This is a genomic window from Pseudomonas persica (assembly GCF_900291015.1).
Classification (GTDB): Bacteria; Pseudomonadota; Gammaproteobacteria; order Pseudomonadales; family Pseudomonadaceae; genus Aquipseudomonas.
This window is the reverse complement of record NZ_OLKL01000003.1, coordinates 218051-225000: the sequence shown is the minus strand read 5'-3', so window position 1 is coordinate 225000 and position 6950 is coordinate 218051. Positions and strand designations below refer to the sequence as shown.

The following is a 6950-nucleotide window of genomic DNA, read 5'->3' as shown; positions in this document are numbered from 1 at the left end:
AGGGGATTCGAAGCCGCGTCAACCCTTAATTTCAAGAAACCTTGATATCGCCGAAAAGCAAAGCGGGGAGGCCTGACGGCCTCCCCGCTTTTCATCAAGCCACACGCTCTTAAAGCACGCCGGCACTGCGCAGCCGTTGCACCTCACCGGCATCCAGCCCCAATACATCCTCCAGCACCACCTCGGTATGCTCACCCAGCAGCGGCGGCGCCCGACGGTACTCCACCGGCGTCTCCGACAGGCGTATCGGGCTCGCCACCTGCGGCACGCTTCCCGCCAATGGATGCGGAATGTTCACCGCCAGCCCGCGCGCCAGCACCTGCGGGTCCTGGAACATCTGCGCCAGGTCGTTGATCGGCCCGCACGGCACCCCTGCAGCCTCCAACTGGCTCACCCACTCAGCCGTGGTCTTGAATACCGTGGCCTGGCGAATCAGTGGAATCAGCTCGGCCCGGTTGGCCACCCGCTGTTTATTGGTAACAAAGCGTGGATCGTCCGCCCATTGCGGCTGCCCGGCCACCTCGGCGAACTTGCGGAACTGGCTGTCGTTGCCCACAGTAAGGATGAAGTCGCCATCCGCCGTCGGGAAATCCTGATAAGGCACGATATTGGGATGCGCATTACCCAGACGGCGAGGCGGGTTGCCCGTGGTCAGGTAATTCATGGCCTGATTCGCCAGACAGGCCACCTGCACATCGAGCAACGCCATGTCGACATGCTGGCCTACCCCGGTCTGCTCCCGATGGGCGAGAGCAGCGAGGATCGCCACCGTGGAATACAGCCCGGTAAGGATATCAGTCAGCGCCACCCCTACCTTGACCGGCCCCGCACCTTCTTCACCCTCCGGGCGGCCGGTCAGGCTCATCAACCCGCCCAGCCCCTGGATCATGAAGTCATAACCCGCGCGCTTGGCATAAGGCCCGGTCTGGCCAAACCCGGTGATGGAACAATAGATCAGCCGCGGGTTGACCGCCTTCAGGCGCTGGTAGTCCAGACCATAGGCAGCCAACCCACCTACCTTGAAGTTCTCGATGACGATATCGGACTTCGCTGCCAACTCACGCACCAGGCGCTGCCCCTCGGCCTGGGTAAAGTCGATGGTCACCGAGCGCTTGTTGCGGTTGGCCGACAGGTAATAGGCCGCCTCACTGGTGTTCTCGCCCTCGGCATCCTTGAGGAAGGGCGGCCCCCACGAGCGGGTATCATCACCACTGCCTGGGCGCTCGACCTTGATCACATCGGCACCAAGGTCAGCGAGAATCTGGCCAGACCATGGGCCGGCCAGCACGCGAGAAAGGTCCAGCACCCGCAGATGTGATAGCGCGCCCATGGGCTGGCTCCTTATCAATAGAAGGCCTGGATACCGGTCTGCGCACGCCCCAGGATCAGTGCATGCACATCGTGAGTACCTTCATAGGTGTTGACCACCTCCAGGTTGACCAGGTGACGGGCCACGCCGAACTCATCGGAAATGCCATTGCCACCCAGCATGTCACGCGCCATACGGGCAATATCCAGCGCCTTGCCGCAGGAGTTGCGCTTCATGATCGAAGTGATCTCCACTGCAGCCGTGCCTTCGTCCTTCATCCGCCCCAGCCGCAGGCAGCCCTGCAACGCCAGGGTTATTTCGGTCTGCATGTCAGCCAGCTTCTTCTGGATCAACTGGTTGGCAGCCAACGGACGGCCGAATTGCTGGCGGTCCAGAGTGTACTGGCGCGCGGTGTGCCAGCAGGCTTCGGCGGCGCCCAGCGCCCCCCAGGAGATGCCATAGCGGGCAGAGTTCAGACAGGTGAACGGCCCCTTGAGGCCGCGCACATCCGGGAAGATGTTTTCCTCCGGCACGAACACGTTGTCCATGACTACTTCGCCAGTGATCGAGGCGCGCAGACCGACCTTGCCGTGGATCGCCGGGGCACTGAGGCCTTGCCAACCCTTTTCCAGGACAAAGCCGCGGATATCACCCGCATCATCCTTGGCCCAGACCACGAATACATCGGCGATCGGGCTGTTGGTGATCCACATCTTGCTGCCGGTCAGGCGGTAGCCGCCGTCGACCTTCCGGGCACGGGTGATCATCGAGCCCGGGTCGGAGCCATGGTTAGGCTCGGTCAGGCCAAAGCAACCGATCCACTCGCCGCTGGCCAGCTTGGGCAGGTACTTCTGCTTTTGTGCCTCGGTACCGAACTCGTTGATTGGCACCATCACCAGCGACGACTGCACGCTCATCATCGAGCGGTACCCCGAGTCGATACGCTCTACCTCGCGAGCAATCAGGCCATAGCACACGTAATTCAGGCCACTGCCACCGTATTGCTCGGGAATGGTGGCGCCCAGCAACCCGACCTCACCCATTTCACGGAAGATCGCCGGGTCGGTCTGCTCATGACGGAAGGCCTCGAGCACACGCGGGGCCAGCTTGTCCTGGGCGAACTGATAAGCGCTGTCACGCACCATGCGCTCTTCTTCAGTGAGCTGCTGATCGAGCAGCAGCGGGTCGATCCAGTTGAAGCTTGCTTTACCGGCCATGAGCGAAATCCTCGAAATAGGGGGCAGTTTCTTGTGCCTTTGAGCCTAGGCCTGATCGGCCGCCGGGACAAACGAGGATTGCGCACCAATTAGTGATAATTTGTCACTTCGTAAATCGGCAAAACGCCATATTGACAGCCTTACGAGTGAGGTTGACGTACATGCGTCGCAAGATCCCCAGTACCGCCGCCCTGGTTTGCTTCGAGGCGGCGGCGCGCAACGAGAGCTTTACCAAGGCTGCCCAGGAGCTTGCCCTGACCCAAGGTGCCGTCTGTCGGCAGATAGGCGGCCTTGAAGCCTTCCTTAATGTGGAACTGTTCCGCCGTTCGCGCCGCGGGGTAAAGCTGACCGAAGCCGGCCTTTCCTACAGCCGCCAGGTGGCCGCCCAACTGGACGCGGTAGAGCGCGACACTTTGTCGGTAATGCGCCAGCAGGGCGCCAACGTGATCGAACTGGCCGTGGTGCCCACCTTCGGCACCCAGTGGCTGCTACCGCGGCTCAAGGACTTCCAGCAGCGCCACCCGGAGGTCACGGTCAACCTCACCAACCGCACCCGGCCATTCCTGTTTGCCGACACCACCTTCGATGCCGCCATCTACTTCGGCGATGCCGACTGGTCCGGCACCCAGTCGCACCGGCTGATGGGAGAAAACCCGGTACCGGTGTGCAGCCCGGCGCTGCTGGGCGGGCAGGGTACGCTCGACGCGCAGCGCATTGCACAGCTGCCATTGCTGCAGCAGAGCACACGCCCCTATGCCTGGAGGCAGTGGTTCGGCAGCGTCGGCATGAATGTGGAGCGCGACATGACAGGCCCGCGCTATGAACTATTCTCGATGCTCGCCCAGGCGGCCATGCATGAGATGGGCATCGCCCTGATTCCGCCGTTCCTGATCCAGCGCGAGTTGGAGGAGGGTAGGCTGGTGGTCGCTAACAGGCATGCCCTGAGTAGTGACAAGGCCTACTATCTGATGATTCCAGAGCGCAAGGTGGAGTCGGCTTCGCTGCGCGCCTTCCGCGACTGGCTGGTGAGCCAGGCCCGGGCGTACACGGCAAAGACCTAGGCAAGCGCAATAAGTTGACTTCGTAGTCAATTATTTTAAACACCTACAGATGTATGTATTTGTCGCATCTACATAAACTGTTATACAAGTGCAAAAATCCTCTTAAACCCTCCTTAGGGCGCGGCTTTGCGGGTTATTTTGCGACATTCACCAAACCATAGGCGAATTGGCTGCAAAATTTTTATATTTTTCTCCTAATCTGCCAATAGCCCATGTTTGACGGGCTGCAGCCTGACCGTTGCGACATACGGTCACAGGGTGACTTGTAGTTTTGACTTCGTTTCGCTTCAGAACCGGTTGAAGGCCCCTGGCTTCGTCTGCAAAATGCTTCGCCCACCCGGGATTCGGCGGGTCGGCGCTCCACAGCCGCCCCAGCGCACCATCCGAAGTGCGCTGGCTTTTACAAAGACAAAAGGTCACCGCAGGAGAAATAGTCGTGCACATTGGTGTTCCTCTCGAGACGCAGACCGGTGAGACAAGGGTCGCTGCGACCCCGGAAACCATCAAGAAACTGATTGGCCAGGGCCATCAGGTCACCGTCCAACGGGGGGCAGGGCTCAACGCCAGCATTCCGGACGGTGCCTATGAGGCCGTGGGCGCTTCCCTGGGGAGTGCAGCCGATGCCTACGGCGCCCAATTGGTGCTCAAAGTGGTCGCCCCCAACGACCAGGAACTGGCCCTGATCAACAGCGGCAGCCTCCTGGTGGGTATGCTCAACCCCTTCAACAGCGAGTTGATCAGCAAGATGGCCGAGCGCGGCATTACCGCGTTCGCCCTGGAAGCCGCGCCGCGTACCTCGCGGGCGCAGAGCCTGGACGTGCTGTCGTCGCAGGCCAACATCGCCGGTTACAAGGCGGTGTTGCTGGCTGCCCATCACTACCCACGCTTCATGCCCATGCTGATGACCGCCGCCGGCACCGTCAAAGCCGCGCGCGTGCTGATCCTGGGCGCAGGCGTTGCCGGCCTGCAGGCCATTGCCACGGCCAAGCGCCTGGGTGCGGTGATCGAGGCGTCCGACGTACGCCCGGCCGTGAAGGAGCAGATCGAGTCGCTGGGCGCCAAGTTCATCGACGTACCCTACGAAACCGATGAAGAGCGCGAGTGCGCCGAAGGCGTCGGCGGTTACGCTCGGCCGATGCCGGCCAGCTGGATGCAACGCCAGGCCCAGGCCGTGCACGAGCGCGCCAAGCAGGCGGATATCGTCATCACCACTGCGCTGATCCCGGGGCGCAAGGCACCGACCCTGCTCAGCGCCGAAACCGTCGCGCAGATGAAGCCCGGCTCGGTGGTCATCGACCTCGCGGCAGCCCAGGGCGGCAACTGCCCGCTGACCGTCGCCGACCAGGTGGTGCAGGAGAACGGCGTGATCATCGTCGGCCCGACCAACCTGCCGGCCCAGGTAGGTGCCGATGCCTCGGCGCTGTATGCCCGCAACCTGCTGGACTTCATGAAGCTGCTGTTCGACAAGGACGGCGCGCTGGTCATCAACCTCGAAGACGACATCGTCGCGGCCTGCCTGATGTGCCGTGATGGCCAGGTCGTCCGCAAGAACGGCTAAGGAGCACGACAATGGAAGACATGCTGATTTCCCATGGCATCTACAACCTGATCATCTTCGTGCTGGCCATCTATGTGGGCTACCACGTGGTATGGAACGTCACCCCGGCGCTGCACACGCCACTGATGGCCGTGACCAACGCCATCTCCGCGATCGTCATCGTCGGCGCCATGCTGGCCGCCGCGCTTACCGTGACCCCGGCCGGCAAGCTGATGGGCACCCTGGCGGTGGCCCTGGCCGCGGTCAACGTGTTCGGTGGCTTCCTGGTCACCCGTCGCATGCTTGAGATGTTCAAGAAGAAAACCAAGAACGAGGCGCAGAAGTAAGCATGAGCATGAATCTGGTAACGCTCCTCTACCTCGTCGCCTCGGTGTGCTTCATCCAGGCGCTCAAGGGCCTGTCGCACCCGACTACCTCGCGGCGCGGCAACCTGTTTGGCATGATCGGCATGGGCATCGCCATCGTCACTACGGTCGGCCTCATTTATAAACTTGGGGCTGAGCTTGCTACTGCCGGCATCGGCTACGTCATCATCGGCCTGCTGGTCGGTGGCACCGCCGGTTCGATCATGGCCAAGCGTGTCGAGATGACCAAAATGCCGGAACTGGTCGCCTTCATGCACAGCATGATCGGCCTGGCTGCGGTGTTCATCGCCATCGCCGCGGTGCTGGAACCGCAATCGATGGGCATCGTTGCCGCCATGAGCGACCCGATCCCCACCGGCAACCGCCTGGAGCTGTTCCTCGGCGCGGCCATCGGTGCCATTACCTTCTCCGGTTCGGTAATCGCCTTCGGCAAGCTGTCGGGCAAGTACAAGTTCCGCCTGTTCCAGGGCGCACCGGTCCAGTTCGCCGGCCAGCACAAGCTGAACCTGATCCTCGGCCTGACCACCATCGCCCTGGGCCTGCTGTTCACCTTCACTGGCCACTACAGTGCCTTCACCCTGATGCTGGTCTTGGCCTTCATCATGGGCGTGCTGATCATTATCCCGATCGGGGGCGCTGACATGCCGGTGGTGGTGTCGATGCTCAACAGCTATTCGGGCTGGGCAGCGGCCGGTATCGGCTTCTCGCTGAACAACTCGATGCTGATCATCGCAGGCTCCCTGGTCGGCTCGTCCGGTGCGATCCTCTCGTACATCATGTGCAAGGCGATGAACCGTTCGTTCTTCAACGTCATCCTCGGTGGCTTCGGTGGTGATGCTGATGCCGGCGCAGCGCAAGGTTCGAAAGAGCAGCGCCCGGTGAAGTCCGGCTCGGCCGACGATGCCACCTTCCTGCTCAGCAACGCCGACAGCGTGATCATCGTCCCGGGCTACGGCCTGGCGGTGGCCCGCGCCCAGCACGCACTGAAGGAACTGACCGAGAAGCTGACCCACAACGGCGTGACCGTGAAGTACGCCATCCACCCGGTGGCGGGCCGTATGCCCGGGCACATGAACGTGCTGCTGGCCGAGGCCGAAGTGCCCTACGACCAGGTGTTCGAGATGGAAGACATCAACGCCGAGTTCGGCCAGGCCGATGTGGTGCTGGTGCTGGGCGCAAACGATGTGGTCAACCCGGCGGCGAAGAACGATCCCAAGTCGCCGATCGCCGGCATGCCGATCCTCGAAGCGTTCAAGGCCAAGACCATCATCGTCAACAAGCGCTCCATGGCCAGCGGCTACGCCGGCCTGGACAACGAACTGTTCTACCTCGACAAGACCATGATGGTGTTCGGTGACGCCAAGAAGGTCATCGAAGACATGGTCAAGGCGGTGGAGTGACAACGGCTGTTGCAAACCAGCTGATATAAAGGAAGCCCCG

At 61.8% G+C, this 6950-nt stretch carries 6 protein-coding genes; 4 read left to right on the top strand and 2 right to left on the bottom strand.

What is annotated here, in order from left to right; all coding sequences use genetic code 11:
• Positions 1-109: 109 nt before the first annotated feature.
• Together FQ664_RS01105 and FQ664_RS01100 are read right to left on the bottom strand one after the other, a co-directional pair.
• On the bottom strand, positions 110-1330 hold the full coding sequence (locus FQ664_RS01105) for a CaiB/BaiF CoA transferase family protein (RefSeq protein ID WP_144170079.1): 1221 nt from the start codon (positions 1328-1330) through the stop codon (positions 110-112).
• Positions 1331-1344: 14 nt separating this feature from the next.
• On the bottom strand, positions 1345-2526 hold the full coding sequence (locus FQ664_RS01100) for an acyl-CoA dehydrogenase (protein WP_144170078.1): 1182 nt from the start codon (positions 2524-2526) through the stop codon (positions 1345-1347).
• A gap of 161 nt (positions 2527-2687) precedes the next feature.
• Here FQ664_RS01100 and FQ664_RS01095 point away from each other — a divergent pair, with 161 nt between their 5' ends.
• The 4 genes from FQ664_RS01095 to FQ664_RS01080 all read left to right on the top strand — a co-directional run bounded on the left by FQ664_RS01095 (position 2688) and on the right by FQ664_RS01080 (position 6910).
• Entirely contained in the window at positions 2688-3587 is a 900-nt protein-coding gene (locus FQ664_RS01095) for a LysR family transcriptional regulator (protein WP_144170077.1), read from the top strand.
• 436 nt (positions 3588-4023) lie between these two features.
• Positions 4024-5145, top strand: coding sequence for a Re/Si-specific NAD(P)(+) transhydrogenase subunit alpha (locus FQ664_RS01090; protein ID WP_144170076.1), 1122 nt, complete (start codon positions 4024-4026; stop codon positions 5143-5145).
• A gap of 11 nt (positions 5146-5156) precedes the next feature.
• The gene (locus FQ664_RS01085) at positions 5157-5471 is read left to right on the top strand and encodes an NAD(P) transhydrogenase subunit alpha part 2 (protein ID WP_003256966.1); all 315 of its coding nucleotides are present in this window, start codon (positions 5157-5159) and stop codon (positions 5469-5471) included.
• 2 nt (positions 5472-5473) lie between these two features.
• The gene (locus FQ664_RS01080; RefSeq protein WP_144170075.1) at positions 5474-6910 is read left to right on the top strand and encodes an NAD(P)(+) transhydrogenase (Re/Si-specific) subunit beta; all 1437 of its coding nucleotides are present in this window, start codon (positions 5474-5476) and stop codon (positions 6908-6910) included.
• Positions 6911-6950 lie beyond the last annotated feature (40 nt).

What these genes read in the sequence shown, in the direction of transcription:
- FQ664_RS01105 (WP_144170079.1), bottom strand. Translation starts at nt 1,330, where the DNA reads ATGGGCGCGCTATCACATCTGCGGGTGCTGGACCTTTCTCGCGTGCTG.
- FQ664_RS01100 (WP_144170078.1), bottom strand. Translation starts at nt 2,526, where the DNA reads ATGGCCGGTAAAGCAAGCTTCAACTGGATCGACCCGCTGCTGCTCGAT.
- FQ664_RS01095 (WP_144170077.1), top strand. Translation starts at nt 2,688, where the DNA reads ATGCGTCGCAAGATCCCCAGTACCGCCGCCCTGGTTTGCTTCGAGGCG.
- FQ664_RS01085 (WP_003256966.1), top strand. Translation starts at nt 5,157, where the DNA reads ATGGAAGACATGCTGATTTCCCATGGCATCTACAACCTGATCATCTTC.
- FQ664_RS01080 (WP_144170075.1), top strand. Translation starts at nt 5,474, where the DNA reads ATGAGCATGAATCTGGTAACGCTCCTCTACCTCGTCGCCTCGGTGTGC.